This window comes from Mucilaginibacter sp. L3T2-6, assembly GCF_030519355.1.
In the GTDB taxonomy this organism is placed as follows: domain Bacteria; phylum Bacteroidota; class Bacteroidia; order Sphingobacteriales; family Sphingobacteriaceae; genus Mucilaginibacter.
Genome location: NZ_JAUMKC010000004.1, coordinates 183,301 through 210,178, shown reverse-complemented (window position 1 = coordinate 210,178; position 26,878 = coordinate 183,301). Strand labels below are relative to the sequence as shown.

26 protein-coding genes are annotated in these 26,878 nt (G+C 43.7%); 10 read left to right on the top strand and 16 right to left on the bottom strand.

Features of this window, described 5'->3' with window-relative positions; all coding sequences use genetic code 11:
* Positions 1-160 precede the first annotated feature (160 nt).
* Positions 161-931, bottom strand: a complete 771-nt coding sequence (locus tag Q3W13_RS06840) for an enoyl-CoA hydratase/isomerase family protein (RefSeq protein ID WP_302862400.1) — start codon at positions 929-931, stop codon at positions 161-163.
* 91 nt (positions 932-1,022) lie between these two features.
* On the opposite strand from Q3W13_RS06840, the gene Q3W13_RS06835 reads away from it, so the two are divergent.
* Positions 1,023-1,652: a LysE family translocator gene (locus Q3W13_RS06835; protein ID WP_302862397.1), complete on the top strand. Its 630-nt coding sequence runs from the start codon at positions 1,023-1,025 to the stop codon at positions 1,650-1,652.
* 51 nt (positions 1,653-1,703) lie between these two features.
* On the opposite strand, the gene Q3W13_RS06830 is transcribed toward Q3W13_RS06835, so the two are convergent.
* The 3 genes from Q3W13_RS06830 to Q3W13_RS06820 form a co-directional block, all read right to left on the bottom strand.
* Positions 1,704-2,411 carry a LytTR family DNA-binding domain-containing protein gene (locus Q3W13_RS06830; RefSeq protein ID WP_302862394.1) on the bottom strand — a complete coding sequence of 236 codons (708 nt, stop codon included), beginning with the start codon at positions 2,409-2,411 and terminating at the stop codon, positions 1,704-1,706.
* On the bottom strand, positions 2,404-3,432 hold the full coding sequence (locus Q3W13_RS06825) for a sensor histidine kinase (RefSeq protein ID WP_302862393.1): 1,029 nt from the start codon (positions 3,430-3,432) through the stop codon (positions 2,404-2,406). The genes Q3W13_RS06830 and Q3W13_RS06825 overlap by 8 nt, the downstream gene beginning before the upstream one ends.
* Positions 3,433-3,504: 72 nt before the next feature.
* Positions 3,505-4,710, bottom strand: a complete 1,206-nt coding sequence (locus Q3W13_RS06820; RefSeq protein WP_302862391.1) for an acyltransferase family protein — start codon at positions 4,708-4,710, stop codon at positions 3,505-3,507.
* 211 nt (positions 4,711-4,921) lie between these two features.
* Between Q3W13_RS06820 and Q3W13_RS06815 the strand changes: the two genes are divergently transcribed.
* Both Q3W13_RS06815 and Q3W13_RS06810 read left to right on the top strand, forming a co-directional pair.
* Positions 4,922-5,551 (top strand): DUF2306 domain-containing protein, encoded by a 630-nt coding sequence (locus tag Q3W13_RS06815; RefSeq protein ID WP_302862389.1) that lies wholly within the window; start codon positions 4,922-4,924, stop codon positions 5,549-5,551.
* 6 nt (positions 5,552-5,557) lie between these two features.
* Complete coding sequence (locus Q3W13_RS06810; protein ID WP_302862388.1) at positions 5,558-6,562, top strand: serine hydrolase; 1,005 nt, start codon at positions 5,558-5,560, stop codon at positions 6,560-6,562.
* A gap of 82 nt (positions 6,563-6,644) precedes the next feature.
* Here Q3W13_RS06810 and Q3W13_RS06805 read toward each other — a convergent pair whose 3' ends face one another.
* The 5 genes from Q3W13_RS06805 to Q3W13_RS06785 all read right to left on the bottom strand — a co-directional run bounded on the left by Q3W13_RS06805 (position 6,645) and on the right by Q3W13_RS06785 (position 11,870).
* On the bottom strand, positions 6,645-8,315 hold the full coding sequence (locus tag Q3W13_RS06805; protein ID WP_302862387.1) for a PAS domain S-box protein: 1,671 nt from the start codon (positions 8,313-8,315) through the stop codon (positions 6,645-6,647).
* Between the two features lie 4 nt (positions 8,316-8,319).
* Positions 8,320-8,643, bottom strand: a complete 324-nt coding sequence (locus Q3W13_RS06800) for a circadian clock KaiB family protein (RefSeq protein ID WP_302862385.1) — start codon at positions 8,641-8,643, stop codon at positions 8,320-8,322.
* 2 nt (positions 8,644-8,645) lie between these two features.
* The gene (locus Q3W13_RS06795; protein ID WP_302862383.1) at positions 8,646-8,942 is read right to left on the bottom strand and encodes a circadian clock KaiB family protein; all 297 of its coding nucleotides are present in this window, start codon (positions 8,940-8,942) and stop codon (positions 8,646-8,648) included.
* A 2-nt stretch (positions 8,943-8,944) separates the two neighbouring features.
* Positions 8,945-10,690, bottom strand: a complete 1,746-nt coding sequence (kaiC, locus tag Q3W13_RS06790) for a circadian clock protein KaiC (protein ID WP_302862381.1) — start codon at positions 10,688-10,690, stop codon at positions 8,945-8,947.
* A 286-nt stretch (positions 10,691-10,976) separates the two neighbouring features.
* Positions 10,977-11,870 (bottom strand): DUF3078 domain-containing protein, encoded by an 894-nt coding sequence (locus Q3W13_RS06785; protein WP_302862380.1) that lies wholly within the window; start codon positions 11,868-11,870, stop codon positions 10,977-10,979.
* Positions 11,871-12,055: 185 nt separating this feature from the next.
* On the opposite strand from Q3W13_RS06785, the gene Q3W13_RS06780 reads away from it, so the two are divergent.
* Positions 12,056-13,531 (top strand): ATP-binding protein, encoded by a 1,476-nt coding sequence (locus Q3W13_RS06780; RefSeq protein WP_302862378.1) that lies wholly within the window; start codon positions 12,056-12,058, stop codon positions 13,529-13,531.
* 3 nt (positions 13,532-13,534) lie between these two features.
* Here the strand turns inward: Q3W13_RS06780 and Q3W13_RS06775 are convergent, their stop codons facing one another.
* The gene (locus tag Q3W13_RS06775) at positions 13,535-13,810 is read right to left on the bottom strand and encodes a chaperone modulator CbpM (protein ID WP_302862377.1); all 276 of its coding nucleotides are present in this window, start codon (positions 13,808-13,810) and stop codon (positions 13,535-13,537) included.
* Positions 13,811-13,861: 51 nt separating this feature from the next.
* On the bottom strand, positions 13,862-14,773 hold the full coding sequence (locus Q3W13_RS06770; protein ID WP_302862374.1) for a J domain-containing protein: 912 nt from the start codon (positions 14,771-14,773) through the stop codon (positions 13,862-13,864).
* Positions 14,774-14,894: 121 nt separating this feature from the next.
* On the opposite strand from Q3W13_RS06770, the gene Q3W13_RS06765 reads away from it, so the two are divergent.
* From Q3W13_RS06765 to Q3W13_RS06755, 3 genes are all read left to right on the top strand, one after another.
* Positions 14,895-15,230 (top strand): cupin domain-containing protein, encoded by a 336-nt coding sequence (locus Q3W13_RS06765; protein WP_302862372.1) that lies wholly within the window; start codon positions 14,895-14,897, stop codon positions 15,228-15,230.
* 65 nt (positions 15,231-15,295) lie between these two features.
* Complete coding sequence (locus Q3W13_RS06760) at positions 15,296-15,805, top strand: GNAT family N-acetyltransferase (RefSeq protein ID WP_302862370.1); 510 nt, start codon at positions 15,296-15,298, stop codon at positions 15,803-15,805.
* A 205-nt stretch (positions 15,806-16,010) separates the two neighbouring features.
* Positions 16,011-16,370, top strand: a complete 360-nt coding sequence (locus tag Q3W13_RS06755) for a DUF1493 family protein (RefSeq protein ID WP_302862368.1) — start codon at positions 16,011-16,013, stop codon at positions 16,368-16,370.
* A 164-nt stretch (positions 16,371-16,534) separates the two neighbouring features.
* Here Q3W13_RS06755 and Q3W13_RS06750 read toward each other — a convergent pair whose 3' ends face one another.
* A complete protein-coding gene (locus tag Q3W13_RS06750) occupies positions 16,535-17,881 on the bottom strand; it encodes a hypothetical protein (protein WP_302862366.1) in 1,347 nt (448 codons plus the stop codon).
* A gap of 192 nt (positions 17,882-18,073) precedes the next feature.
* On the opposite strand from Q3W13_RS06750, the gene Q3W13_RS06745 reads away from it, so the two are divergent.
* Entirely contained in the window at positions 18,074-18,286 is a 213-nt protein-coding gene (locus Q3W13_RS06745; protein ID WP_302862365.1) for a hypothetical protein, read from the top strand.
* 3 nt (positions 18,287-18,289) lie between these two features.
* Positions 18,290-18,694, top strand: coding sequence for a putative toxin-antitoxin system toxin component, PIN family (locus Q3W13_RS06740; protein WP_302862363.1), 405 nt, complete (start codon positions 18,290-18,292; stop codon positions 18,692-18,694).
* Here Q3W13_RS06740 and Q3W13_RS06735 read toward each other — a convergent pair whose 3' ends face one another.
* From Q3W13_RS06735 to Q3W13_RS06720, 4 genes are all read right to left on the bottom strand, one after another.
* Positions 18,695-18,916 (bottom strand): PspC family transcriptional regulator, encoded by a 222-nt coding sequence (locus Q3W13_RS06735; protein ID WP_073405234.1) that lies wholly within the window; start codon positions 18,914-18,916, stop codon positions 18,695-18,697. It lies immediately after the preceding gene.
* A 1-nt stretch (position 18,917) separates the two neighbouring features.
* Entirely contained in the window at positions 18,918-20,204 is a 1,287-nt protein-coding gene (locus tag Q3W13_RS06730; protein WP_302862361.1) for a DUF2851 family protein, read from the bottom strand.
* A gap of 132 nt (positions 20,205-20,336) precedes the next feature.
* Entirely contained in the window at positions 20,337-21,440 is a 1,104-nt protein-coding gene (locus Q3W13_RS06725) for a Gfo/Idh/MocA family protein (RefSeq protein WP_302862359.1), read from the bottom strand.
* A gap of 118 nt (positions 21,441-21,558) precedes the next feature.
* The gene (locus Q3W13_RS06720; protein WP_302862358.1) at positions 21,559-22,203 is read right to left on the bottom strand and encodes an HAD family hydrolase; all 645 of its coding nucleotides are present in this window, start codon (positions 22,201-22,203) and stop codon (positions 21,559-21,561) included.
* Positions 22,204-22,589: 386 nt separating this feature from the next.
* Between Q3W13_RS06720 and Q3W13_RS06715 the strand changes: the two genes are divergently transcribed.
* Entirely contained in the window at positions 22,590-26,813 is a 4,224-nt protein-coding gene (locus Q3W13_RS06715; protein ID WP_302862356.1) for a hybrid sensor histidine kinase/response regulator, read from the top strand.
* The last annotated feature ends 65 nt before the right edge of the window (positions 26,814-26,878 follow it).

The window sequence follows — 26,878 nt, the reverse complement described above, 5'->3', positions numbered from 1 at the left end:
TATACGGTTTTTTTCGGCAAAAGTTATTAGCCGTTTACTCTTTTTGCCGGTTTATAGCGGCCGTAACTAACATTTTAAGGGAGTGTGGCAGGTAAAACAAATGAAAAACAGCCAGTTAACTCAAAAATGCTGTTTTTTTTTAACGGAAAAAATGAGCGGATTATTTTTTCAGAAAGCTGTTTAATGCATGCTGGGTAAATTCCGACAGCACCAGTTCGCCACTTATAGCTGCCCGCTCAGTTAGCAGTTCGTCCCAGTCGGCGGTGCCTTCCCACAAAATCTCTTTAAGGCCTTTGAGCGCTTCGGGGTGATAAGATGCGAGTTTTTCAGTAAGCGCATCAAGGGCGGTGTCCAGCGTTGCGATATCCGGGTATACTTCGTTATACAAGCCTTTTTGAAGGGCCCACTGAGCGGTCTGAAAGTCGGTTGCACGAATGGTGAGCTGCGAAAATGCAGGCAAGCCGATTTTCCGGGTAACTGCCGGCGATATAACGAAAGGGCCTATACCTATGGCCAGTTCGCTTAACTTTATCGACGCCGCTTCCGTAGCCAGGCAATAATCGGCAGCAGCAGCAAGGCCCACGCCTCCGCCAACTGCCTTACCCTGCACACGGGCAATAACAATTTTGGATGATTTCCGGCAGGCGTTGATCACCCTTGCAAAGCCAGAAAAAAATACGGCCCCGGCCTCCTTGTCTTTTATCTCCAGTAATTCATCAAAGCTCGCCCCGGCGCAAAAAGTCCGGTCGCCGCCGCTTTTTAAAACAATGACGCGGGTTTGTCCATGGTTGCCTGCCGACGTTATTTTTTCAGCCAGCTCATCAAGCAATGCGGAAGGCAATGCGTTTTGCGAAGGATGAAAAAAGGTGATGGTGGCTACACCGGTTTCGCTTATATCAAGGGTTACGCTTCCGTTTTCAGCAGAGGACATGGTAGTTGAGATTGGTTTCGCACAAAATTAAATTAAAGTGCGGCAAAAATGGCAACGATAAACAATACCCTATTTTTTTTATTTTAGTCAGATGTTCAGCTTCCAAAACCCATACCTGTTTTTCATCACTACGCTGCTGCTCAACCTTACGCCCGGAAATGATGTAATCTATGTAGCGTCGCGGAGTATTTCATATGGCGTAAGGGCAGGCATTGTGTCGGCACTGGGCATATTTACCGGCTGTTTTGTACATATACTGGCTGCTACGTTAGGCTTGTCTATTATCATTTCAAAATCGGCCTGCCTGTTCCAATTAATTAAATATGCCGGGGCAGCTTACCTCATTTATATTGGTATAAAGGCATTGCTGTCAAAACAGCCTGTCGACCCAAAAAATCAAAAGAAAGGGAATGCTGATTACCTTAAGCTTTATAAGCAAGGGATGCTAACCAATATACTGAACCCCAAAGTGGCTATTTTCTTTTTATCGTTTCTTCCGCAGTTTATCAATCCGGCTTCGTCATACTTCAAAGTTCAGCTGTTCACATTGGGCGCATGGTTTGATGTACAGGGAACAATTGTTCTTATTTTAATGGCCTGCCTGCTTGGCAAAACCAAAGATTTTTTCAGCGGGAACCCAAGAGTATGGGCAATACAAGAAAAAATAGCCGGTTTTATATTAATTGGATTGGGAATCAGGATTGGGTTAATGAAAAAATAGAATCCAATGGCCGGTGCCGATGTGCAAAAAGCTAATTCGCATATCCGCACATTATTTCACGATTTGCGGCAATACCGTTTCCCGGAGGTATTTGCTTACAGGCACCTGGTATTCTTGTATATGCAAAGTATTTCCCTCAATTGTTTCCACCTTATTAATAGCAACGATAAATGATTTATGCGTTTGTATGAACTGTCCATGTGGCAGCTTTTCAAAAAGAGACTTGATGGTGCTGTGAGTGATAAGCTTTCTGCCGGGAAGATAAATGGCCACGTAATTCTCCATCCCCTCAATAAATAGTATTTCGTCAAAATTTATCTTCTCGAGCTTGCCGTTCGCTTTTATAAAGATGTATGAATTGGCAAGGGAAGCGACAGCCGGGGCGGGATTTCTCCGCAAAGCGAAATAATCCCGGGCTTTCCAGGCAGCTTTCAAAAAACGCTCATAACTGATGGGTTTCAGCAGGTAATCCAATACGTCCAACTCAAAGCCTTGCAGTGCATAATGCTCATAAGCAGTTGTAAATATTACCTTAGGTGGTTTGGATAATGCCCTGATAAATTCTACGCCGGTTATATGGGGCATTTGTATATCCAGGAATAGCAGATCGACTGGCTGGCGCAGCAGCATGTCGCTTAATTGCAAGGCGTCCTCACAAACGCCTTTAAGTTCCAGGAAACCTATCTTCTCAATATAGCCCTGCAATCCTTTGCGTGCAAACGGCTCGTCGTCGGTAATAATGCAGGTGATATTATTCATATTTCAGTTTTAATTCGGCTATAAAAGTATCACTTTCCAAGGCTGCGTGCAGCGAATACTTGCCGGGATAAAGCAAATCGAGGCGGCGTTTCAGATTTTCGAGGCCAATACCTCCGGCTTTTGCAGCAGGAGTTTTAAAATCAGGAACCGAGTTCTCTACCTTAAAGAGAATCTCATCATCCAGCAAACTGGCACTGATATACATTACATAATCGCCGCCGACGAACTTAAAGGCGTTCTCCACGAACGGTAAAAACAGCAAGGGATAAACTAATTGACCGTTTAGCGCGGCATCAAAGTTTACTGTTAGTTGCAACCTGTCGCTGCTGCGTATTTTTTGCAGGTCGATAAAGCCTTGCAGGTATTCCAGCTCATTTAAAACCGGCACCTGTTGCTGCTGATCATAGAGCTGGTAGCGCAGCAGCTCCGAAAACTTTTCGATACTTGTTTTTGCGCCCTGCACATCTTCATCCATCTGGAAATAAATAGTATTCAACGCATTGAACAGGAAATGAGGATGGTATTGCGCTTTTAAAAATTTGAGTTCTGTTTGCAGGTGGTCGTTGGTTACTTTTTCAAGCAGGACGCGGTTATCTACATAGGCCATCATATAAGTGCGGCTGCGGGCGATACCGTAATATACAATGGCATAAAGTGTGGGAATCATGCAAATGTCGGCCAAATCGCCCCAGGAAAGACCATCATCTGTGAAGGCGGCCATTGGCGTGAGGATCAGGTTTACCAGGGCGAGGTTGCAAACTACCAAAATCAGCAGCTCACGCACCATGTTTTGGTAGCAAAACTGCAGCGGCCATTTTTTATCAAAATACTTAAAAAGCCGCTCAAACATGTACACGCCCACGTACCCGGTGATGATACTACAACCCATTTCGAAGGCATTCTGCGCTACTTCCCGGCGCCAAAAGCGCTCGCCGATTTCGGTATCGTGCAGCAGCCTTACGGTAAAATAAATTATCAAACCATAAACTGCGGGGAAAATAAAACGACGAAAAAATATCATTGGTTCAAATATAGAATATTCGTAAGGTCGCAGCCACACCAGATAAAGATATGGCTGAGGCCGAAGCTTAATTTATGCTGATAGCAGGATCTCTTCCTTCAAAACAACCGGCTCGGTACTTTTCACCGGCTTAGTCTCATTTTTAGGCTTCATGCCGAACAAAAACCTGGCTACGGCGTACGGTTTTATCAGGAGGTGATAAATGCCCGTCGTAATGAAAAAGGTTACAACAACCGTAAACAGGTATTTTGAAAGTATATCATCCTGCAATTCAACAATGTAGTATGATATGCACACGATTACGGTCTGGTGCACGATATAAAAGGGATACACTGCCTGGTTTAAATAGTTCAGCGATCTATGCGGGCGGTTCAAATATTTTTTACCATATCCCACCAGGGCCAGCAACCATCCCCATGCGATAACCGGGCGTAACGCTGTGCTTAAAATCACTGACAGGTCATCCGGCCTTCCGCTGTAGAACGGGTCAAATTTATTCCATCGCATGTAATTTACCAGCAGCAAACCCAGGAAACCGATGGTCAAGGCAAAACGGCGGTTATGCTCCAGGCTGTTCATCAGCTTTGGCTGAATGATACAAATAAAGCCGGCCAGCAGAAAGAAAAGCCAGTACACAAAATAGCACCAGTCGTGCACCAGGTCGCCAGTTTCGGGATGTTTATTGCTCAATAATGCATACCACACTATGCTTGGCAGGGTTAAAATATATACCCATTTGTCTTTCGCCAGGACCGCCAATTTTGCTTTAAAGTTTTCGCTTTTTGGCGATACCATCCAGGCAAATAGCGGGGCCAGCAATAAATCATACAAAAACAGGTAAGCGATAAACCACAAATGGTGCCAGCTGAAATTACCTTTGGGATAAGGAATAAAGCTAAAGGTGGTTTTATAAAAATCCCATACCGAACCACGAAAGCCATTGTTGAGGCGCTCCATATAAATTTGAGGCGGCACTATAATAAACATGCCCACAAGCAGCGGGATAAACAGCCTGCGAAAACGCAGACCGATAAAATTGAGGCTGCTGCGGCGCTGCATCATATAATAACTAACTGTACCCGAGATAAAAAACAGTAGCGGCATACGCACCAGGTGCATAAAAAACACCACTTCCATAACCAGGTGGCTGGTTTCTTTATTTTTGATATGCCACCAATCATAAGCGGTATAAGGCATTGCCGAATGAAAAAATAATACACCGGCTATCGAAATAATGCGGAGCCAGTCGAGATAGGTTTGTCGTTGAATAGTTTCCATTAGTCGTTCTTTTTTCTGTAAAAGAACTGCTTGCCGCGAGCCTGCAGAAACTATTTTGACCAGCGGACAATTTTCAGTGACCAGTGGACTATATTACAAAGAAGGCCTGCACTACCTTTACGTCGTCGTGCGGGATGATTATTTCCGGGGTAAAATTCTGTAACATAACCATATTAGCTTAAGTCATAACAAAAACTTACCCGAAGCCATTATGAAACTAAAAAACTTGCCCTGGATACCATTTGTGCTTTTTGCAGTCGCCATTGGCTTCTACCCTGCCATATACTATTTTGTGGATATGCACAGTAAAGGGCTCCTGTCATCAAAACCAAAAGAATTGTTAAACAGTAATATTTGGTATACACTGTTCTACGTTCATATTACGACAGGCGGACTGGCCATGCTAACCGGCTGGAGCCAGTTTAGCAACCGGCTGCGGGGTCGTTATTTAAATATTCACCGTTTTGTGGGTAAGGTATATGTACTGTCGGTATTATTAAGCAGTTGTGCGGGTTTATATATAGCATTTTTTGCTTCAGGCGGTATAGTTTGTGTAATAGGCTTCGGTTCGCTGGCGTTATTATGGTTTTTCACCGATATAAAAGCCTATACTAGCATCCGAAAGCTACAGATTGACGAACACGAACGCTGGATGATACGTAATTATGCGCTTACGTTCGCGGCTGTAACCCTGCGGATATGGCTGCCGCTTGCTACCAGTATAATGCGTTTTGATTTTACTACCTCATATCGTGTAATATCCTGGCTTTGCTGGGTGCCGAACCTTATTGTTGCGGAGCTTATTATCACCCGGAAAAACAACAAACTTGAACTTGCTTAATTAAATATGAACAAACTATTTTTGCCGCTGCTGCTGGCGTTTATTCTTTCTGCTCACGCGGTTTTTTCGCAAATCAATATTGATACAGCGACAGCTGTTAAAAACAACAGGCAGCTTTATTCCATCGTCGTATCGCAAAACAATAAAGTTATTTTTAACCACTATTATAACGGCAAAAAAACTACGGATCTGTACAATAACCAATCGCTCACCAAAAGTGTGATGTCGTTACTTATTGGTATTGCAATTGACAAAGGTTACATCCGCTCGGTTGACGAACGGCTGGTAAAGTATTTCCCTGAACTGGCCAACGATACAGATAAGCGAAAACAGCAAATCACCATCAGGCAGGTTATGAACCAGGCCTCGGGATTGTGGCACGAGGATTTGACAAGACTTGATAAATATTTGGCACTTCCAAATCCTTCCGGGTACGTTTTGCACCAACCTTTAGTTAGTGAGCCCGGCAAAGTGTTTCATTATAATAACGCCGCTACACATATCCTCTCTGTAATTTTAACAAAAGCCTGCGGCCACAGCACGTTACAATTTGCCAACAAATACCTGTTCGGGCCAATGGATATTAAAGATGTGGTGTGGGGAAAAATGAAAGATGGCTATCATGATGGCTGCGGGTTATTGAGCGTTCAGCTGCATACTGCGGAAATGAACAAGTTGTCAACCCTATTACTGCATAACGGAGATTATCAAGGCAAAAATATTGTCTCCTCTAAATGGATTGACCAGCTATTGCATCCAACGATCTTTTATAAAACACCCTGGGGGTTCGAAGGCTCAACTTATGCTTTGTGCTTTTATCATTTTGAATATAAAGGAGTGCCGATTACTTATGGATTAGGCTGGGGCGGGCAGTTTACCTTTGTTATCCCTTCAAAAAAAGCTGTAATTACGGTAAATGAAAGTATAGATGACGCTACCGCGATTAAGGCTTCGATTGTATTTTTAGACAGGATATTCCCGGTGATTTATAATGAGCTGAACCGGAATTGAGCGAATAAGAGGATTTAGAGATCGTCGATAGTGGTTGCGGCGCAGAACTGCCTTTTGAAAGCAACAGATCTCTGTCAGGTTTCTAATCTTCAACCAAGGGCAGCTCGAAATAAAATGTAGAGCCCTTCCCTGCTTCGCTCTCGACGCCAATTGTGCCGTTATGATAGCTGATGATCTCGGCACAAATATACAGGCCCATACCCAGGCCGCTGGTCATATACTTTTTATCCTCCACCCTGTAAAAACGCTCAAATATGCGTTCTTTTTGAACTGCCGAAAGGCCAATACCAAAATCGGTAACCGCTACCCTCACATTGTTGCCATTTAAGGATGTTTCTATTATCACATCTTTATTTTGAGGTGAATATTTAACGGCATTATTGATAAAATTCATCAACACCTGCTCCAGCCTTTCAGCATTGGCGATCACGATGTAATTACTGCCATCGTGGATAATAAAATTGGTATCGGGATGGATCAGCCGGGCATTTTCGCTACAATTTTTTACGAGCTCTGCAATATCAACCCTGGCAAACCCATATTCCAGCTTACCCGCCTGTATCTTACTTACGTCTAACAGGTCGTTAATTAATCTTTGCAGCTTATTTAATGAATTGTTTGCTTTTTCAACATACTGTTTCACCACGGGCGGCAATTCATCTTTTTTGTAGGCCGATATCAGTTGCAGGTAACCTTTCAGGCTGGTTAGCGGTGTTTTAAGCTCATGGCTGGCAATGCCGATAAATTCGTCTTTACGCTCCATTTCTTTTTTCCGCTCCTCAATATCGGTGGCGGTGCCCACCCAAAAAACTATTTCATTATTTTCATTCCTTAGCGGCACTGCCCGGTTAAGGTGCCAGCGGTAAGCACCGTCTGAACCTCTCTTGTAGCGATTTTCCACCTCAAATATCTCTCCTGTCTTCAACGACGAACGGAACTTCTCAACAGTTCGGTTTAAATCATCCGGGTGCAGCGCCAATTTCCATCCCATATTTTTCGTTTCGTCTAAAGAAAGGCCGGTATAATCATACCATTGCTGGTTATAGTAATCAAATTCACCTTTTGGCGTGTTCGTCCATGTCATCTGCGGGATGTTGTTGGCGAGGTACTTAAAGTGTTCACGGCTCACAAAAAGTTCCTTTGTTCGAGCCCTTACCGTATCTTCCAGCTCATTATTCAATTTTTCCGTAGCCTGGTGCGCCGCAGCCAGCTGCTGGTTTCTTATTTTAAGCTGGTTTTCAGTTTCTTTAAGTATTGAAAGATCGGTCAGGATCAAGCTTAATGCAACACCCTCATCAAGATCAATTGTGTTGCATGACAGCAGGCAGGGAGTCAATTTCCCATTTTGCCCTACCAGCTGAATTTCTTCCTTGCAATCATCCTGCCAGGCGCCGGCAATAACCCTGTCAAACAATTCCCTGGCGTCATCAGCTATGAAGGAGTGGAACTTTATACCGATGGCTTTTTCGAGCGGCAAGCCTACCAGGCCGGCAAAACTGGTGTTTGCATATAATATCAGCCCCTGCTGGTTGATAGTGACCGCGCCCTCATTCATTTTCTCTATAAATACACGATAGGTTTGGTCGGCTGTTTTAAGGGTATATAGCTGGTGACCGTCACCATCGTTAACAATCAGTGCGTCAATCTGACCGGTTCGGATAGCATCGATGGTGTCATTAGCCTCTTCCAGCTGTATCTTAAGCTCCTCGTTTTGGCTTACTAACTGTTCGTATGTCGCTTTTGATGGTTCCATAATACTATCTGGCCGGTAAATTCAGTCCCCTGAGCACTTTGTCAATATCAGACATATCGCCTATCAGCCTACGTTGCGGTGCAGGGGAAAGCTTTACTAACATAGGTAAGGCAATTAGCTGCTCACTTTCGGCTATCAAAGGCTGTTGGTAAACATCTATTATCTCCAGCTCATACCTGCCGGGCAGGAAATTTTCGCAAAATTCCTTTAAATTGGATATAGCCCGGGTTGAATTAGGCGTTGCGCCGGTAACGTATAAACGCAGCCGGTATAGGTCATCACTGTTAAAATTGTTGTCAGCGGCAGGTACTTTTGGATGCTCGGTCATTATTATTTTTTGTTAGCCGGGCGTATATTTAAACCTACCAGCACTTTTTCTTCGTTGGATAAATCGCCTATAATTTTACGTATCGGTTCGGGTACCTTGCGTACCAATGTAGGCACGGCGAATATCTGGTCCCCCTCCGCCAACTGCGGCTTAACCAACAAATCTATAACTTCAATTTTATATTCACCCTCCAGGTATTCTTCACAATATTTATGCAGGTTTGCAAGCGCCGTCTGCGATTTCGCAGTTTTTCCGGCAATGTACAACCTTAATTCGTATTTGCATTCTTTTGTTTTCATTGTTATTTCTTGCCATTTTTTCCGGCAACTTCTTCGCCGCCGCCGCGTCTTTTCAACATCTCGTCGCGATTGCCATCTGTTACTTTTTTTACCAGTTCTTCTTCAATATATATTTTATTAAGTTCTTCTTCCGCCGACTCAAACTCGCTCTGCAAGCTTGCAATTTTAGCCTCCAGAATTTTTCGTTTGCGCAGTATTTCACGGTCTTTCATGCTCATGGCATTGTTTCGCAGCACCTTACCTGTTTGTTCCTGCAGTATTTGCGCCTCGCGGGCCGAGCCTGTTAGCACTCCGTCGGGACCCAAATAAACATCAACCAGATCAATGCCCTTGTCGGTGATCACAAATTCCCTAACCTGGTTCGAGTGCTTCATCCCGCGTGATTTCATGATGTACATGCCACGGTTCCTTTCGCCGTTAAATTCAATGTCGCGCACTAAAATCCAGGCATCAACCAATGATGACACTCCTTCGTCGGTTTGCTCATTTACTATATTATTCAAACTGAGCGCCGTAAACAATACCGTAATCTGTTCTTCCTGCAAAAAATCAATGAGCCTGATCAGCATCGATTTAACATCACTTACCGATCCCACTGTGATGAGATTCGTAATAGGATCGAGCACCACGGCATCGGGCCTGAATTTCTTTATCACCTTATGGATAGCTACCAAGTGCTGTTCCAGGCCATGCAGCGTAGGGCGCGAAGCCTGGAATTGCAGCAGGCCATTTTCCATATGTTTTTTTAAGTCGACATTGATTGACCGCATGTTCCTGACAATCTGGCTGGGCGACTCTTCAAAGGCAAAGTACATGCACTTTTTCCCCTTGCTGCAAATGTCGTTTGCAAAGCATGCGGCTATACTTGTTTTACCGGTACCTGCTGTACCCGATACCAGCACGCTCCCGCCCTTGAAAAAGCCTTTCCCGCCAAGCATCTTGTCCAGGGCAGGGATGCCTGTTGACACTCGTTCAGAAGAAACCTCTTTCTCCAATTGCAGCGAGGTTACAGGCAATACAGAAATGCCATCCTCATCAATCAGGAAGGGGTACTCGTTAGTGCCATGCATTGAGCCACGATACTTCACAATCCGCAGTCTCCGGGTCGAAATTTGATTAATTACCCTATGATCCAGCAGTATAACACAATCTGAAACATACTCCTCCAGTCCCTGCCGGGTCAGGGATGCGCCTTCGCCCTTCTCGCCGGTAACTATGGCGGTAACGCCTTTTTCCTTCAGCCATTGGAATAGACGACGAATCTCGGCCCTTAATATTGCCTGGTTTGTTAAACCGGCAAACAGGTTTTCAATAGTATCGAGTACCACACGTTTAGCGCCAATGCTGTCGATGGCATGGTTAAGGCGTATAAACAAGCCGTCAAGGTCATACTCTCCGGTTTCCTCAATCTCACTCCGGTCTATATGAACATAATCAATTTTCAGTTTTTTATCCTTTTGCATTTGCTCCAGGTTAAAACCAAGGGAACCTACGTTCATAGATAGTTCTTCCGCTTTTTCCTCAAAAGCCATAAATACGCCCGGCTCATTAAATTCGGTCGCGCCTTTTACTATAAACTCCAGCGAAATAAGCGTTTTGCCGCAACCGGCTTCTCCGCATATCAGCGTGGGCCGAGCTGCGGGTAAACCACCGCCTGTTATTTCATCCAACCCAGTGATGCCGGTTGGTGTTTTTGGTATCTGGGTATGATGTATTGTCTTTTTATTTTTTTTACTTTCTTTAGCCATGTACGATAATATTATTAAATCGTATAAAAATATTCCTTAAATTTAATTTTTAATATATTTTTTATATTTTTATTTAAATTATTGAGGACTATACTGTTATTAATAAGTTCTATAATAAAAAGTAACAGAAATTGTTTTTATAGGTTTGATATTTAAAGGAAAAGTTACAAATCACCAGGAATAGCGGTTAAATATCTGTTAATAAGTACTTAACAGTTTATTAAATATTGAAGCAAAAAAAAGCCGTGCCGGGGTGGCATTGCTTACATATTGAATGAAATTGCCTTTAAAATTTATAAGTGAGGCCTGCGCCAAAAATCTGTTTTACCTGCAAAAGCGAGTGGTATTCACTCACACCGTTCTTTATTTGCGGTATCTGTGCCTTTGGGTCGTTTATTAATTCCACACCGGCATTAACTGTAACCAGCTTGTTTACTTTCATAAAAATATTGGCGGTATAGTCCAAATAGATATCACCAGGTCTTTTCAGGTAATTCGAATATAGCTTCAGGATATTTTCAAAGGCAATGTTTTCAGCAAGGTTAACCTTGTAATAAGCATCCAAAGAAGCTCCGAACTCGAACAGGCTCTTTTTGCCGGGCGTTACGCCGTAGGAGCCAATGGCTGAAAGTGAATCGTTACCAACGATGGTAATGCGGGCGGCGGCCGGCGACAGGTTCACCCTAAAGTTATCCGACCTTTTATAGGCAAAACCGGGGCCGAATGTCAAATAGGCTGGTGCGAAAGGTGCTGATAACAACGTTCTGGCTCCGGTTGCATCATATAAATATCCTTTCGTGAACTGGGTCTGAAAATTCATGTAAAATGTGTACAGCCAATATTTTGAAGCCTGGCGGCCGAGCAAGCTGTTGAGTATGATCCGGTCGTCATTTTTTCGCCACCCGGTACCGTTTTGCTTGCTGATGCCGTAACCGGCAATGGCTTTATTATCCCAGCTCCAAACTCCTTTTTTGTAGTTAAAATCATAGTCAAGCACCAAGTTGGCTGATACGGCGTTAACGCCGCCCGCCGCCCAGTTAGAAAATGAGCTTTGACTTATCAATACGGTGTTTTGGCCATGTACCTTCCAGTACCTGGTGGTGTCTGCTTGTGGGGTTGTCTGCGAGAAGCCGGCAAAGCATAAAAACAGAAAGCAGAGGCTAAGAAATATTGTTTTCATAACGGCAGATTTAATTTATCAAAGCCTAAATTTACAAATCCTTTTTTTAAAGGCATGCTACATGTAAGAAGATATATTGTTGTCAGCGATTATGCAATATCCTATAAATTATCCCCAAATTACTTTTGGTTTACATTTTATCTGCTTAATTTCATCCTTTTAATTATTAGGCATACATCAAACCTATGACTGCCGACTTATCCGTTGAGCTTTTTAAAATTGTATTTGAGAAATCGCCCGGCTCCTTATTAATAAAAGGGGATGCGCCGCGGTTTACCATTGCAGCGGCAAGCGACAGCTACCTGGAAGTAACATCAAGTACCAGGGAGCATATTGTCGGTAAGGGATTTTTTGAAGCATTCCCGGAAGATAAAACACTTAGCGATGATACGAACGCCCGAAGCGTGTTTACCAGGGTAGTCGACACTGGTCAAAAAGTCGATGTCCCCAGCTATCGTTTCGACGTTTATAATAGAGATACCGGTATCTGCGATATACGTTACTGGTCTTGCTCCAATATCCCTTTGCTAAGTACCGATGGGAAGGTTGATTATATACTGAACACGGTAATAGATATCACTGAAGAAGTGCGCGCGCGCGAAATTATTGCCGAAAATGAAGATCGTTTACGGCTCGCTACAGATGCAGCTGCCCTGGCCACCTGGGACCTTAACCTGCTCGATTACAGCTTCGTGAGCTCACCCCGAATGAATGAAATATTCGGTCATCCACCGGATGCACCGCTCCTGAATCACCAGGAACTTCAAAGGCAGGTTGATCCTGAAGACTTAAAGAATATTGTAGTGGCGGCCTACCATGAAGCCCTTGTAACCGGAAAATACTTGTATGAAGTAAGGATCTCTTTGCCTGACGAGTCACTTCGCTGGATAAAAACACAAGGCATTGTTATTTACAATGAGAAAAATATCCCGGTAAGAATGCTCGGTACCGTATTGGATATTACCGACAACAAACGCGACGAAATACGAAAAAATGATTTCATTGCTATGGCAAGCCATGAACTTAAAACGCCGCTTACGTCGGTAAAAGCTTATTTACAGATACTGGCTAAGCGGCTGGCGTCATCCGGCGACAGCTTTGTAAATAGCACCCTGTTGAAAGCAGGCAACCAGGTGAATAAAATGACAGACCTGATCCATGCTTTCCTCGACCTGTCGCGGCTTGAATCAGGTAAACTTCAGCTAAAATTAGCAGACTTTGACATTAATGCGCTGATTGAAGAAATCATAGCGGAAACCAGACTTCTGAGCCCGGGACGGATAATATACTTTCAGCCAGGCGAAAAACTCATGGTGCGTGCCGACCATGAGAAAATAGGCCAGGTAACCAGCAATTTTTTAAGTAATGCCTTAAAATATTCTGACAAGGAAACTATTATCAGCATAACCGCCGTAAAAGAAATAGACAGTGTAAAGGTATCAGTAGAAGATAAGGGCATAGGCATCAGGCCAAAAGACCAGGAAAAACTGTTCCAGCGGTTTTACCGGGTTGAAGGCGACAAGATGAAAAACATTTCGGGCTTCGGCATCGGTCTGTACCTATCGCGCGAAATCATGCAGCGGCATAAAGGCGCCATCGGCGTGGAAAGCGAAGAAGGCAAGGGCGCTACGTTTTATTTTACCCTGCCGGCTGTTCACTAACGCTCAGCCTAACCTGTTTCGCAACAGCCTCATCTCTTCCTGCATTTGTTCGACCCGCTCCAGCAGGTGCACAATAGCCTCTATCCCGGCAATGTTTATCTCGAGATCCTGGTGCATACGTATCATTTTCTCCAGCCTTTGCAGCTCAGGCTCCGGGATGTAGGCATTTTTCTTAACTACCTTTACCTTTACCAGCCCGGCTTCACTAAGCGAGTTGATAAATGTGTATTCTATCCCATGATGGGTGCATATATCAGCTGCTGCTATCAAATTGTTCATTTGGTTCTGTGGTTTATTAGTTTATCGGTAACTGTTAAATAAAGCACCTGTTCAGCTTTTCGCCTCATCCCTGATCTGCTCAAAAAGTTTCCTTTGTTTATCGGTAAGATTCACAGGCACTTGTATATCGTAAGTTATATACAGATCGCCAAAATGGTTCTCTTTTTTATAAACGGGCATCCCCTTGCCCTTTAGTTTTACTTTAGTACCGTTCTGCGTTTCAGGCTTAACTTTTATTTTTACTTTGCTGTCGAGCGTATCGATGGTTACCTCGCCGCCCAGCACCGCTGTATACAGGTCAAGCTTCACATTGGCGTACAGGTCGCTGCCGTTCCTTTTAAATATGGGATCGTCTGCAACTATAAAAGTAATGTATAAATCGCCCGCAGGCCCGCCGTTGGTGCCGGGGCCGCCGTGCCCGGCTATCTTAATGTTCTGTCCGTTCTCAACACCGGCGGGTATGGTAATGCGTATGTTCTTACCATTTACGGTAAGCGTCTGTTTGTGCGTTACGGCTGCATCCTTTAGGTTCAGCCGTAATTCGGCGCTATAATCCTGCCCCCTGAATTTAGTCTGCCTTCCGCCTCTTGCGCCGGAACCGCCGCCAAACATCGACTGGAAGAAGTCTGAAAAATCGTCGCTGCCAAAGCCCTCAAACCCACTATACTGGCCGCCTCCAAAACCACCGGCTTGCTGCTGGCGTTGTTGCTGCTGGCGGGCCTGCTCATATTCCGGGCCGTGCTGCCAGTGCTCGCCGTACTGGTCGTATTTCTTACGCTTCTCCGGGTCGCTCAATACTTCATTGGCTTCGTTTAGCTGTTGAAACTTTTTGTGGGCTTCGGCATCGTTAGGGTTAAGGTCGGGGTGGTATTTGCGGGCAAGTTTGCGGTATGCCGCCTTTATATCTTTTTCCGATGCCTTTTTATCAATGCCTAAAACCTGGTAATAATCAATAAATGCCATATCAGATGGTTGTAAAACCTTTGTTAAATAACCTTATTGTAAGTGTGATGGTTTTATACTGATAAAGATAAATCTTTTTTAATTTTTAATATTGCACATATTACCCATCAATTATAAAAACATGGACACTTCTATCTTTAAACACTTTAGCGACATACCAACCAAAGAGATTGCCCCCGGTTACTTCTCCAAATTAATCCATACCGAAACCAATACCGTCAACTTTATTGATGTAACCAAGGGCAGCCCGATCCCGAGGCACCGGCATGTACATGAACAATTATCTTTTGTTTTGGAAGGGGAATTTGAGCTTACAGTTAACGAGATACCACAAAGGCTTACACCTGGCTTATTCGCTGTAATACCATCCAACGTTTGGCACAGTGGTGTGGCATTAACCGATTGCAGGCTGATTGATATTTTCAGCCCGGTACGAGAAGATTACAGAGATTTGTAATATCAAACCGATTCTTGACTCTGATTTTCAAAAGCTTTAGGTTTGTCGTCCCAAAAAAAGTAATTATGCCGGTAACCAAAGCTGTCCTTGCGGATGTACCACTATTAAATGTATTAGTCAACAGCGCGTATCGCGGCGAAACCTCCAAACAAGGCTGGACAACCGAAGCTGATTTGCTTGACGGCATGCGGATTGACGAACAAACGCTGACCGGTTACTTCCATGACGATCATATAACCATTCTGAAAAATACTGATGAGAACGGCGTCATCAACGGATGCGTTTACCTGGAGGTGCGCAGGCCCAGGCTGTATGTGGGCATGTTCAGTGTCTCTCCTGCCCTGCAAGGCAAAGGCATTGGCCGCGAATTGCTGCTGGCCGCAGAAGATGAGGCGAAAAAATTGGATATCCATACTCTGAGCATGACCGTTATCAGCATACGCGACGAGCTGATCGACTGGTATAAACGCCGCGGTTACCATCCAACCGGCGAAATGCTCCCCTTTCACCCCGGAGAGAAATTTGGCATAGCCCGCCAACACCTGGAACTCGCAGTGCTCGAGAAAACCATTTAAACACACTTTTTACAAAAATTTTCTGTTCGCTGCAATAATATACGAAACAATTCGTATATTTACTTGAATGTTGAAATGATTGCATTCCCTCACCCCGTAGAATTAAAGATTAGTGCAGAAAGCTTTGAAAAAAGGGGCAATTGATGCAACCTTCTAAAAACATCATCGTCTTATAACACAAATGACACCGGCGCTATTAATTCAAATGGAAGAGATAAACCCTCAGTTAAGAGAATTTATAGTTGATTACTGCACTAAGTACAAGATCAGGAAGGTTGATCCGGGTACTTTGAGCCTGGATACAAGCATTGACCTGGATCTGGATATCGTTGATATTGAGATTGACCTGTTTCTGGCAGAATTTGCCGAAGCATTCCGTATAGATCTTTCGAAATTCAGCTGGTATAAATATGGTTACCCTACAGGCTCGGCAAGTGTTAAAGTAATCCGTACGGTGTTTGGGTATAAAGCAAAATGGGTAAAACGTTTATCCAACCGCCTTTACAAGCCTCGTTTCAGGGTAAGTAACCTGCAGGACGCGGTAGTCAGCGGCAAATTATTATAGCCCGGTTAATGGGCAAATGTTACGGGGTACAAGGCAAACTCTTTTGGGCCAACAAATAAACGATCAGCTTGCAGCGATCTTTATTTAAAGGTTTGCTGCGTACCCCGTAATATTTAATATCCACCCACAATCTTAACAATCCAAGCCTTATAATCAACCCAAGCTTAAAAAGCCTCATTCAGATTCAGGAAGAATCCTCTTGACCCGTATTTACCCCAGGCATAGTCAAGGCAAAGATTGGTGCGGGTAGCTTTGTTAAACAATACACGCAGGCCACCGCCGCCCCCTGGCTGCCAAACCTGGAAGAGTTTAGTTCCCTGGTCGTCATTCGCTGTTTGCAAACTACCAAATACTACTCCGCTTAAAAACTTATTATTTAGTATCGGGAAACGGTATTCCACTTCTGTATCGTTAAACTTCGTGCCTCTGAAATACTGTCCTACGTATCCCCTGCCGCTTTTAAATGAGCCATCCCGGGCAGTACCAGGCAGTTCCATATAGGGTATTGCGCCGCTTAAAAGGTACGAACCCCAGTTCCAGACGGCGATTACGTGTTCCGGGTGCGTGCTTGACAGGCTGAAATATTTCCGGAAATCTGTAGTAACCTGCACCGCGTTTTTTGTACTGCCAATCCAGGTTTGATTGATGCGGATGCCGGCATCGGCATAAATACCCTTATATGCCCTGTTTTGATTATCACGTGTGGTATATTCCGCGTTAAAAAGGAAGCCGTTTGACGAATAATGGTCTTGCGGGAAACCGAAACGGTCATTATAAACCTTGAACGGAGTTAATTTTCCCGAAGTGTCTGCATTATCCTTAATGCTTCTCCTCACATCGAATGAAAGTCCCGCGCCCAGGAAAAAGTTTTTATAGACCTGCTTGTAAACTTTTTCGCGCAGATTGAAATAATAAGAGTGCAATACGTGCCCTTTGCGTTCCGGGTCGCTTAGCACATGGTTTGCTTCACTTTCATAATTACCCCGGCCAATTCCCAGTCCAAAATCAGGCGAAACTGTTTTAGCAGCCACCAGGCTTCCCTGAAAATTCCATTTATTGGCGTTGGTGAAGGCGTTATGATTGATGTAGAAATAGATAATTCCCTTGGTAGTAATAGATGCGGATGTTGCAGCGACTGATAAAAGTGTACTGGGATCTGCACCCAGTTTCATCCCGGCTACAGCCTTTATCCCGATCTGTGATCCGATGGTTGGGTTCGAAGCAACATTTGGTATAACGGTGATGCCCGATCTTTTCTTTAATGTATCCGGCGCTTTGCCGGGATGAAAGATATTACGGTACAAGTCTCCGACGTCATACTGCTTATTAAAATTATCGGCCTGCCTTGTTTGCTGGCCCTTCTTTATGCGAATAGAATCCGCTTTGAGCGAATCGGCAGGTGCACCTACCTGGCTGAAAGCAGCACCGGTGATGCTTGTAAAAAATGCAATTAATAAAGTCTTCGGTGGACAAAAAAATCTTTTAAATACTGTATTATAGGATAATCTCAAAACAATTCTATTTAGTTGATAAACAAGTGTCAGCTTAACAGGTTTCATTTCTCAACCATTTATCGTGGAAAAGGTTTTCTGAGAAAAATCCATGGATCGTCTTTATGACAATTTTAGCACATTAATCATTTTAAATGAGTGACCTGTTTTTAAGGTAATAGCAAATTGCTATCTTTGATAATAACTACTTTTATGGCAACGGCACTTAATTCAACACAATTGGAAATTCTGAAATTATTCAGAAATGAACAGCCTGAAGAAGAGCTCCAGGAAATTAAGTCGTTATTGATCGCATACCTCGCAAATAAGGTCACTTTTGAAGCTGATAAAGCTTTTGCTGAAAAAGGGTACGCCGAAACCATTTTTGAGAAATGGAAGCAAGAACATTTTAGGAAAACAGCTTAGCATATGACAGTTGTAATAGACTGCAATATCTTTGTGATGTGCCTTACTTCACATTCGCCTTATCACAGAATATATCAGTCATTAATTGCGGGTAGATTTAATCTTAACGTTACGACAGATATTATTCTCGAGTATGAAGAAATAATACAGCGAAAATACAACGTTTCTACCGCCAACACTTTGGTAACACTACTTAGCGAATTACCAAATGTCAATATCATTCACTCTAATTATAGGTGGCGACTCATTGAAAATGATTTAGACGATAACAAATACTGTGATTGTGCAATAGCGGGACAAGCTGATTTTATAGTTACCGAGGATAAGCATTTTGATGTATTGAAGAGTATTACTTTTCCGGCTATTGATACCGTAAACATCGAAAAATTTATGGAGCTTATTGATTGATTAAAGGTCGGTCACCCTCGTATGTACCCGCTTTACAAACTTTCGGATATCAAGTACAATGCCGGCGAAAATGTAGAATATAAGCGGGAAACCGACGGCCAGGAAAGATGAATAGATAAAAAACAGGCGTATCTTACCAATGGAAACATTGAACTTTTCGCCAAGGTAGGTACATACCCCAAATGAATAACGTTCAAAAAATGTGAGAATCCGTTGCAGCATATCAACCTAGCTTTAATATTTTATTACCAACGCCGCAATGCAGGCATTTCTTATAATTGCAGTAGTTATTTTTTAATTCCAGCAATGCCTGCGACTCAAATGCGGTATTTATTTTCACCCCTAAGTTAGCAAAATCAGTTATAATATTATTTTTTTCGTTAGGCAGATGCTCCAGAAGTTTTAAACAGCGATTTATATAATGCTGCAGCTGGTTATGCCTGCCATAACTAAACAGAAATAATGCCAATGTGTTTAACAGCAAAATATCTATAGAAGCGGCTCCCATATTTTTTAGCGACGGTGCAGATTCAACATCAAACCGGTAATGCTTTTCCCAATAATCGTTAACCTGAATTTCCGAAAATAAGTTTCGCAGCGCCTGCACATCTTTTATCTCCAGCACCTTCGAAAATAAATGGTTGGAATGCACTACCAGTGCTGCAAACTGCGCCAGCCTAATGGTCGGGAAATTTTGCGGGCGCAGGCGCATAAACTTCCATAAATGATTATCTATCGGTGTAAGCTGATATTTTTTCCTCAGGAATTCATACTCCTTTTTAAGCTTTGAAGGGTAATTATCCTTAAAATCACCAGCCAGGAATCCGGCCTGGCCGAATAGTAAAGCCTCAATCTGCAGCGCATTGTTTTTGTGTTTAGCCAGCGTTAGTTGCGGCAGCGACTTGGCAAGCATTTCAAAAGGCAATGCATTGGTTTTAAAACCAAAGTTGGCTGCCAAAAACTGATAAAATGTTTCTTCCCAATCGCCGCGGTTTAAGTCAAGAGCATTTATAACCGTTGCAGATTTTTTTTCAAGACGCTCTACCAGCACCCGCGTTAGCCAGTTTTGCATGGTAAGCCGGTCAACTTCGCCGATAGTCGCCTCGCACGGAATTACAGATTGATTGCCAAATACCAGGTTATGGTAGCGCTGATGGAGGTCGCCGGGGATACGGCTTTGTAATTCCAGCGTTGGTACATGGCGTCCGTTAGGTAGTATTAGCGGCGTATCATCTTTATAAACTACATGAAGTATCACGTTGTTATACGATTCATCGGTAGTGTGCCCGTGCCGCTGCCAGTCGGACGATGAAACATGTACCTCAACGTTCCCGGCCCACATCGTGTCCCCTATCTTAATTCTTGCGGTGTGAAAATCAGGCCCCGAATCTGAATTAGGCGTCCCCGCTGAAAAAATCTCCAGCTCCCGGCCATCAGTTGTCCTTAAATCGCCCCGCTCAAAAAGCCTGAACTTCCATACATAATGCAAGAAATCTTCGGGAAAGAGCATTGTTGGTTGTAGTGGTTTTAAACGTTGTGTTGTTATCGGTTTGGGATGATTTATTAATTACAATCGCCATAAAGATAAAGCGTACTTTCAACATCTACAAACCTTTACCACGACTGCAGCTTTTACAACTAATCAACCAATCCGCTCCCACTTCCCGGATTCCAGGCTCCTGTAAATAGCGTCAACAACTTTCATATCTTTCAGACCTTCCTCACCGGCTACGCGGCTTTGTTTGTTGAGAGTGACGCATTTCGCAAAGTCATCCATCTGCGCGGCCTGTTGTATTATTTGAGGAAATTTCATCGGACTGCCGTTGATGCTGCCGTCAATAGCATTATACCCATAGGCGGGCCCAAGCTCAAAATTGCCGTTTTCGGCCTCTGCTTTCAGGTAGCTCCAGTCGTTATTATAGCTCGATTTTCCGGTAGTGACCAGCTTATTCGGAAATTCCAGTTCCCAGAAAACGGTTTCGTCCACCTCTTTAAAAAAATCAGGGCGCAATTTCTCTTGCGTGGCCTTCACAGCAACAGGCTCTTCACCAATGGTATAGCGGGCGCCCTGTATGCAGTAAACCCCCATGTCCATTAAACCGCCTCCCCCTGCCAGGGCTTTTTTTAAACGCCATGCATTGGGGTCGCCATTGTAAGTAAATCCGTTGCCGGTGTCGATATGCTTAATATTACCCAGTATATGTTTTTGCCCAAGCCGCATAACTTCCATATTATGCGGCTCGAAATGCAGGCGATAGCCAATAGACAGTAATCTGTTCGCTTTTTTGCAGGCGGCTATCATTTCTTCGCATTCTCCCGCGTTCAGGGCCATCGGCTTTTCACAAATCACATGCTTACCGGCCTGCGCAGCTTTAATGGTATACTCTTTATGCATAAATACCGGCAGCACCACGTAAATAATATCGATATCCGGGTTTTTAGCTATCTCGTCAAAATTCTGGTAGTTATAAATATTTTTTTTCGGGATATTGTATTTTTTTGACCAGGCTACCGCTTTAGATGGCGTACCGGTTACAATACCTGCCAGGTAGCATTCTTTGGTATGCCGAAGTGCGGGGCCCAGTTGTCCCGTACTGTAGGAGCCGAGACCTACCAATGCGATACCAAGTTTCTTTTTCTTAGGACGGGCAAACGATTTCAAAGCTGGCGCCATTGCCAGCGCACCGAGGCCTATTGAGCCTGTGCGGATAAAATCACGGCGTGAAAATTTATTTGATAATTTCATGGCAGTATGTTGAAATTATAAAAATAGGGATTTTATAATTGACAGAGACCGCATATTTTTCGTTTTAAAGAACATCCTTTCCGGTAATATAAGCCGGTCAGAGTGCAAGATACATCCCCTATAATAGATCAGTCAGTTCGCCAAAATTGCTGATGGTGGCAATTTGCCCTCCTTCTACCTTACCAAAACCATAATCACAAAAAATAAACGGCACGCCGGCGGTAGTGGCCGAGCTATAATCGCCCATGGTATCACCAATATACACAGGCGACGTAAGGTTATGATCATTAACTATGTCTTTTATATTTTCAGCTTTTGGTTGCCCTTTAGTTCCGAAACATTGGTGACCAGCGAAATAATGCTCCATCCTGCTGATCTTAAAAAACACTTCGATATAACCGCTCTGGCAATTACTTACTATGAACAGCTTATAATTTTTGGATAAATAAGCCAGCGTTTCATCAAGACCAGGATAAAGTTCGCCGCCTTTTTCGTGTAAAATTTCCAGTTCGTGCCTGGCACAAAGCGACTGTACTTCTGCCCTTTGTTCTGTTGTCAGATTTGGGAACAGCTTGTCAAAAATAGAATCATAGGTCATGCCTGTAATCGAGCGCACCCGTTCCTGCGTCATTTCTTCCTGAATATAATCAACGCTACCCAGGGCTGCCTGCCATGCTTTGGCTACGTTGCCTGTACTATCCCAAAGGGTACCATCGAGGTCGAAAATTATGCCGTCGAATTTATTTTTAAGTGATGAATTCATGTGGCGGCAAAAATAATATAATGAATTGACCCTGCAGAAATGATTTCACTGTTTTAGAAGAATATACTGTGGCAAGCTTTTTATCTGAACAACCGGCATAAAATAAAAACCCCCTTACACTCGCTGCTCGGGGATTTTAACCTAAACCTTATCACAATGCACACGGACGTGTGCTATGAAGCCACAAAGCTACGAAAAACAACGTAGATATATTGGTGGATTTTTGCAAAAAAATGGAGGATTTTGCAGACAGTTTTTTTAACTCATGGTTTCAACCTGCTTATTTTCAACTATTGATCACACAACTTTTTTAATTCATTTGCGTACAAAACGGGAATCAATTATTTCTCGCTTCCCCTGGCGATCAAGACCTAATTTTTAATTAAATGGTGAACGGCTTTAGTGTGGTACGTGTGTTAGCCCGGTTAACATTTTTTTTATTGGCAGTTTTTCCCCTTGCCGGATTTCCGCAAAATGCCAGCCTCAAATTCGAGCATTTCGGCACCGGGAACGGCTTGTCGCAGGTTAATATCAACTGCATTATTCAAGATAGCCGTGGTTTTATGTGGATAGGCAGCCGCAATGGATTAAACAGGTACGATGGTTATAAATTCATTTCCTTTCGATACGATTCCAAAAACGAGCAGACCTTAAGTAACAACATGATTACTGACCTGGCCGAAGACCGCGCAGGCAATATATGGGTAGCCACGCAAAGCGGACTGGACATGTATGAAAGGGCAACCGGCAAATTTGTTCGTTACATGCATGATGCTAAGAATGCCAATACAGTATCTAATAATATCATCAACCGGCTGAGATTTGACCATAACGGCAAATTATGGATAGCCACACAAAACGGCGGCCTTGACTGCTTCGATATCAAAACAAAGACTTTCCGGCACCACATCCATAACGCTGCTGATGCCGCGAGCATAAACGATGACAACGTACGCACCGTGTTTGAGGACAGCGAACACAAACTGTGGATAGGCACACTATCAGGCGGATTGAGTGTTTATGATTCAACGAGTAATTCATTTTCCAACTACCCTTTTATCGATCCGGTAACAAAAAAACAGGTAGCCCGCAATGTCATCTCTATTATTGAAAACAACCAGCAACAGCTATGGGTTGGCACCCAGGAAGACGGATTATTTTTGTTTGATAAAACCACCGGGGCCGTTAAACGCTATATTCACGATGACAATTCACCCAATACAATTTCCAGCAACACCATATACTGTCTGAAGAAAGATGATTCAGGCCAGTTGTGGATAGGCACTGAAAACGGAGGTTTATCCATACTGAATATTAAAACAGGCAAGTTCAGCAATTATATCCATGACGAAGTTGATAACAACAGCATCAACGGCAATTCCATTTATGGTATCTGCAATGACAGATTGGGCAACATGTGGCTTGGGGCCTTCAGCGGGGGGGTAAATCTTTATAAAAAATCTACGTCCAGCTTTACACTTTACCGGCACAATTCGCAGCAAGGCAGTTTAACAAATGACTTTGTGCTGGCTCTGTTCGAGGACCGGGATAAACAAATATGGGTGGGAACGGACGGCGGCGGTCTTAATAAATTCAATCCTCATATCGGGACCTTCAGCAGCTATAAACAGCAGCCAAAAGGCAAAAACGGTATCGCCGGAAATTATGTACTGGTTATTGACCAGGATGCAGACGGCGATTTATGGGCAGGAACCTGGGGCAATGCCATTAGTATATTAAACCCTAAAACGCAAAAATTCACTTACCTGGCGCCCGAACCGGGCAATCCCAACAGCTTAGCAGGCAACAACGTTTACAACCTGATACATACCAGGGATGGAAAAACCTGGATAAGCGTTTTCGGCGTAGGGCTTGACTGTTATGATAAAAAGACCAAAACCTTCACCCATTTTAAATTTGACGTTAATAAACCGAATGGATTAAGCAGCAATTACATATACGCCCTTTACGAAGACAAAGAAGGAAATTTGTGGATAGGTACATCTGATTCAGGTCTTGAAATGCTTGACCGGAAGACCAATACTTTTATACAGTACCAGCACGATGAGTCGAAAAACAGTTTGAGTAATAACGGCATAACCGATATTTTTGAAGACGATAAGGGCAACCTATGGCTCGCTACACTCTCGGGGCTTGATATATTTAACCCCAAAACCAAGCGTTTTACAGTATTTACAAAAAAAGACGGTCTCCCAAGCGATATCGCCTATGCCATAAGACAGGATAACGGTGGTAAAATATGGATAAGCACTAACGGAGGACTATCGGTTTATAACCCATCAACCAAAAAATTTCGGAATTATACTACTGAAGATGGCGTACAAAGCGACGAATTCAAGCCGCATTCTGCATTAAAAGCCAGCGACGGCAGGATGTTTTTTGGCGGAGTCAACGGGTTTAACGCATTTTATCCCGACCAGATTTTAAAGCCGCTGGCATTTTCTCCGTTGGTGATAACATCATTCCAGCTATTTAACAAGCCCCTTACCATAGCCAAAAACGCGAACGACCCATCGCCTTTGAAGCGCGATATTTCCGACACTAAAACTATAACATTATCTCATAAGCAATCTGTATTCTCGCTGGAATATGCAGCGCTCGACTATGGCTCGCCGGATAAAAAACAATATGCTTACAAGTTAGATGGCTTTGATAACGAATGGAACTACGTAGGCGCCAAAACGACTGCATCGTACACTAATCTTCCCCCGGGTGAATATACTTTCAGATTAAAATACAAGAACAGCGCAGGGCTATGGTCGCCCGTAAAAGATTGCCTGCAAATAACTATCGTTCCGCCGTTTTGGTACACATGGTGGTTTATTTCGCTTGCTGGCATCGCAGTTTTAGCCCTTATTTACGGGATATTTAAACTGAGGGTGAGGTCGATTCAAAAACACCAGATTGAGCTGGAAAGACAAGTTAAGGAACGTACAGAGCTTTTGGCGCAAATGACTCTCGACGAACGCAAATCCCGGGAGGAGGCTGAAAAAGCCAGGGAGGCAGCAGAACAGGCTACGATGGAAGCCCGGGAAGCCAACCAGGCAAAAAGTGTATTCCTTGCCACTATGAGTCACGAGATACGTACGCCGATGAATGGCGTACTGGGTATGGCGGCACTGCTAAACGAAACCAACCTGGATGCTGAACAGCGTGAATTTTCTCAGACTATACTGCACAGCGGCGAGGCATTGCTTAATGTGATCAATGACATCCTCGACTTTTCTAAAATTGAATCGGGTAAGATGGAGATTGACATGCACGATTTCAACCTGAGGAATTGCATCGAAGAGGTACTCGATCTCCTGTCAGGAAAAGCCACCGAAGTGGGGCTCGACCTGATCTATTACATCGACCCGCTGCTACCATCCGATTTAATCGGCGATGGTATGCGGTTAAGGCAGGTACTGCTCAACTTGCTCGGAAATGCAATTAAATTCACCCATTACGGCGAGGTATACCTGGGTATTAAACTGGTGCGGCAAACTAAACGGAATGAAATAGAACTGGGTTTCGAGGTAAGAGACACGGGTATCGGCATTCCTGCGGATAAAGTATCGAAACTGTTCGAGGCATTTTCGCAGGTCGATTCTTCTACTACACGAAAATACGGCGGCTCAGGCCTTGGACTTGCCATTTGCCAGCGCCTGATCAACCTGATGGGCGGCGAAATTACAGTTAACAGTGAACCGGAAAAAGGCACCACATTCAATTTCAGCATAAAATGCCAGGTAAGCGAATTTGGCAACCAGCAGATAGTTAGCCCCGCCGCCGGACTTTTAAAGGGCAAAAAGGTACTGGTGGTTGATGATAATGCAACCAACCGCCGGATATTACAATTGCAGATGGAACATTTGCAGTTAATGCCGTTATTGGCAGCGGATGCAAATGAAGCCCTGCATTTATTGGATACAACCGAAAACATTGAGCTGGTTATCAGCGACATGCAAATGCCGGATATGGACGGTGCAGCCCTCGCCAAAATCATAAAACAAAAGTTCAAAATGATGCCGGTAATCCTGTTAAGCTCTCTTGGCGACGAAAGCCAGAAAAACTATCCGGGCTTATTTACCGCTGTTTTAACCAAACCCGTTAAGCCGCTGCATTTACAAAAAGTAATCACAGCGCAATTCCAGCCATCACCGGCTAATAATGATACGGCGAAACCGTTGCCGGCGCTGAGCACAGACTTTGCGAAGTTGAAACCCTTAAACATTTTGGTGGCGGAGGACAACCCGATAAATCAGAAAATGATACTGAAAGTTTTGGAGAAACTCGGCTACGATGCAGCGCTTGCTACCACCGGCCGCGAAGTAATTCAAATGCTGGACAATAAATATTATGATCTTATCCTGATGGACGTACAAATGCCAGAAATGGACGGCCTCGAGGCAACCCGGTATATCCGCGAGCATGTTAACAAACAGCCCGTTATCATCGCGATGACGGCCAACGCCATGGTAGAAGACCGCGATATCTGCCTGAAAGCGGGAATGGATAATTATATCTCGAAGCCGGTTAAAATTGAGACGCTGATAACGATGCTGAGAGAGACGGAGTTTAAGGAATCGGTGGTGGTAACTAAGTAACCATAAATATTAAAGTCTTCAAAAGTTCAGCGCGATTTCATACTTTCGAACATTGCAGCGGCTAT

Bases quoted from the DNA above. Each gene is read 5' to 3' on its own strand.
- Q3W13_RS06840 (WP_302862400.1), bottom strand. From the start codon at position 931: ATGTCCTCTGCTGAAAACGGAAGCGTAACCCTTGATATAAGCGAAACC.
- Q3W13_RS06835 (WP_302862397.1), top strand. From the start codon at position 1,023: ATGTTCAGCTTCCAAAACCCATACCTGTTTTTCATCACTACGCTGCTG.
- Q3W13_RS06830 (WP_302862394.1), bottom strand. From the start codon at position 2,411: ATGAATAATATCACCTGCATTATTACCGACGACGAGCCGTTTGCACGC.
- Q3W13_RS06825 (WP_302862393.1), bottom strand. From the start codon at position 3,432: ATGATATTTTTTCGTCGTTTTATTTTCCCCGCAGTTTATGGTTTGATA.
- Q3W13_RS06820 (WP_302862391.1), bottom strand. From the start codon at position 4,710: ATGGAAACTATTCAACGACAAACCTATCTCGACTGGCTCCGCATTATT.
- Q3W13_RS06815 (WP_302862389.1), top strand. From the start codon at position 4,922: ATGAAACTAAAAAACTTGCCCTGGATACCATTTGTGCTTTTTGCAGTC.
- Q3W13_RS06810 (WP_302862388.1), top strand. From the start codon at position 5,558: ATGAACAAACTATTTTTGCCGCTGCTGCTGGCGTTTATTCTTTCTGCT.
- Q3W13_RS06805 (WP_302862387.1), bottom strand. From the start codon at position 8,315: ATGGAACCATCAAAAGCGACATACGAACAGTTAGTAAGCCAAAACGAG.
- Q3W13_RS06800 (WP_302862385.1), bottom strand. From the start codon at position 8,643: ATGACCGAGCATCCAAAAGTACCTGCCGCTGACAACAATTTTAACAGT.
- Q3W13_RS06795 (WP_302862383.1), bottom strand. From the start codon at position 8,942: ATGAAAACAAAAGAATGCAAATACGAATTAAGGTTGTACATTGCCGGA.
- kaiC (WP_302862381.1), bottom strand. From the start codon at position 10,690: ATGGCTAAAGAAAGTAAAAAAAATAAAAAGACAATACATCATACCCAG.
- Q3W13_RS06785 (WP_302862380.1), bottom strand. From the start codon at position 11,870: ATGAAAACAATATTTCTTAGCCTCTGCTTTCTGTTTTTATGCTTTGCC.
- Q3W13_RS06780 (WP_302862378.1), top strand. From the start codon at position 12,056: ATGACTGCCGACTTATCCGTTGAGCTTTTTAAAATTGTATTTGAGAAA.
- Q3W13_RS06775 (WP_302862377.1), bottom strand. From the start codon at position 13,810: ATGAACAATTTGATAGCAGCAGCTGATATATGCACCCATCATGGGATA.
- Q3W13_RS06770 (WP_302862374.1), bottom strand. From the start codon at position 14,773: ATGGCATTTATTGATTATTACCAGGTTTTAGGCATTGATAAAAAGGCA.
- Q3W13_RS06765 (WP_302862372.1), top strand. From the start codon at position 14,895: ATGGACACTTCTATCTTTAAACACTTTAGCGACATACCAACCAAAGAG.
- Q3W13_RS06760 (WP_302862370.1), top strand. From the start codon at position 15,296: ATGCCGGTAACCAAAGCTGTCCTTGCGGATGTACCACTATTAAATGTA.
- Q3W13_RS06755 (WP_302862368.1), top strand. From the start codon at position 16,011: ATGGAAGAGATAAACCCTCAGTTAAGAGAATTTATAGTTGATTACTGC.
- Q3W13_RS06745 (WP_302862365.1), top strand. From the start codon at position 18,074: ATGGCAACGGCACTTAATTCAACACAATTGGAAATTCTGAAATTATTC.
- Q3W13_RS06740 (WP_302862363.1), top strand. From the start codon at position 18,290: ATGACAGTTGTAATAGACTGCAATATCTTTGTGATGTGCCTTACTTCA.
- Q3W13_RS06735 (WP_073405234.1), bottom strand. From the start codon at position 18,916: ATGCTGCAACGGATTCTCACATTTTTTGAACGTTATTCATTTGGGGTA.
- Q3W13_RS06730 (WP_302862361.1), bottom strand. From the start codon at position 20,204: ATGCTCTTTCCCGAAGATTTCTTGCATTATGTATGGAAGTTCAGGCTT.
- Q3W13_RS06725 (WP_302862359.1), bottom strand. From the start codon at position 21,440: ATGAAATTATCAAATAAATTTTCACGCCGTGATTTTATCCGCACAGGC.
- Q3W13_RS06720 (WP_302862358.1), bottom strand. From the start codon at position 22,203: ATGAATTCATCACTTAAAAATAAATTCGACGGCATAATTTTCGACCTC.
- Q3W13_RS06715 (WP_302862356.1), top strand. From the start codon at position 22,590: ATGGTGAACGGCTTTAGTGTGGTACGTGTGTTAGCCCGGTTAACATTT.